The following is a 1,787-nucleotide window of genomic DNA, read 5'->3' as shown; positions in this document are numbered from 1 at the left end:
GGTTGTGTGTTGTTTGAGAACTGCACAGTGGACGCGAGCATCTTTGTTGTAAGTAATGAAGAGCGTACGGTGGATGCCTTGGCACCAGGAGCCGATGAAGGACGTAGGAGGCTGCGATAAGCCTCGGGGAGCTGTCAACCGAGCTGTGATCCGAGGATGTCCGAATGGGGAAACCCAGCACGAGTGATGTCGTGTTACCCGCGCCTGAATATATAGGGCGTGTGGAGGGAACGTGGGGAAGTGAAACATCTCAGTACCCACAGGAAGAGAAAACAACCGTGATTCCGTGAGTAGTGGCGAGCGAAAGCGGAAGAGGCTAAACCATGGGTGTGTGATAGCCGGCAGGTGTTGCATTCGTGGGGTTGTGGGGTTCATTTTGTCAATACTGCCGTGTTGGCCAACAGTAAGAAATCACTGGGTTAGTGGAAGTGGTCTGGAACGGCCTGTCGTAGAGGGTGAGAATCCCGTACACGAAAACTTTGTGACTGTTGTAATGGAAACCCAAGTAGCACCGGGCCCGTGAAATCTGGTGTGAATCTGTCGGGACCACCCGATAAGCCTGAATACTCCCTGGTGACCGATAGCGGACTAGTACCGTGAGGGAAAGGTGAAAAGTACCCCGGGAGGGGAGTGAAATAGTACCTGAAACCGTGCGCTTACAATCCGTCAGAGCCTTCGAGTGACTTGTCACTGGGGGTGATGGCGTGCCTTTTGAAGAATGAGCCTGCGAGTTAGTGGCATGTCGCGAGGTTAACCCGTGTGGGGTAGCCGTAGCGAAAGCGAGTCCGAATAGGGCGATCGTAGTGGCATGCTCTAGACCCGAAGCGGAGTGATCTACCCATGGCCAGGTTGAAGCGACGGTAAGACGTCGTGGAGGACCGAACCCACTTAGGTTGAAAACTGAGGGGATGAGTTGTGGGTAGGGGTGAAAGGCCAATCAAACTCCGTGATAGCTGGTTCTCCCCGAAATGCATTTAGGTGCAGCGTCGCGTGTTTCTCACCGGAGGTAGAGCTACTGGATGGTCTAGGGGGCCCACAAGCTTACCGAAATCAGCCAAACTCCGAATGCCGGTGAGTGAGAGCGCGGCAGTGAGACTGCGGGCGATAAGGTTCGTAGTCGAGAGGGAAACAGCCCAGATCGCCAGCTAAGGTCCCTAAGCGTGTACTAAGTGGAAAAGGATGTGGGGTCGCGAAGACAACCAGGAGGTTGGCTTAGAAGCAGCCACCCTTGAAAGAGTGCGTAATAGCTCACTGGTCAAGTGATCCTGCGCCGACAATGTAGCGGGGCTCAAGTACACCACCGAAGCTGCGGCATTCACGCAATAGCCCCCAGTTGATCCAAGGATTTTCTGGCAGGTGTGTGGATGGGTAGGGGAGCGTCGTGTGGCCATGGAAGCGGCAGGGTGACCTAGCCGTGGAGGCCACACGAGTGAGAATGCAGGCATGAGTAGCGAAAGACGAGTGAGAAACTCGTCCGCCGAATGACCAAGGGTTCCTGGGCCAGGTTAATCCGCCCAGGGTGAGTCGGGACCTAAGACGAGGCCGACAGGCGTAGCCGATGGACAACGGGTTGATATTCCCGTACCCGTGTGAACGCGCCCATGGTGAATCAGTGATACTAACCATCCTGAAGCCACGAGAAGACCTTCGGGTCTCGAGTTGGTGGATGCATGGGACCTGATCTGGTAGTAGCCAAGCGATGGGGTGACGCAGGAAGGTAGCTGAGCCAGTCAGTGGTAATACTGGTGTAAGCGTGTAGGGCGTGACCTAGGCAAATCCGGGTCGCA

General features: G+C 55.3%; 1 rRNA gene. It reads left to right on the top strand.

Going from position 1 to position 1,787, the window contains the following annotated elements:
• Positions 1-46 precede the first annotated feature (46 nt).
• Positions 47-1,787, top strand: a 23S ribosomal RNA gene (locus tag ACFWAD_RS29735); the annotation flags it as partial.

This window comes from Rhodococcus sp. NPDC059969, assembly GCF_042738325.1.
GTDB lineage: Bacteria > Actinomycetota > Actinomycetes > Mycobacteriales > Mycobacteriaceae > Rhodococcus_F.
This window is presented reverse-complemented; position numbering and strand designations above follow the sequence as displayed.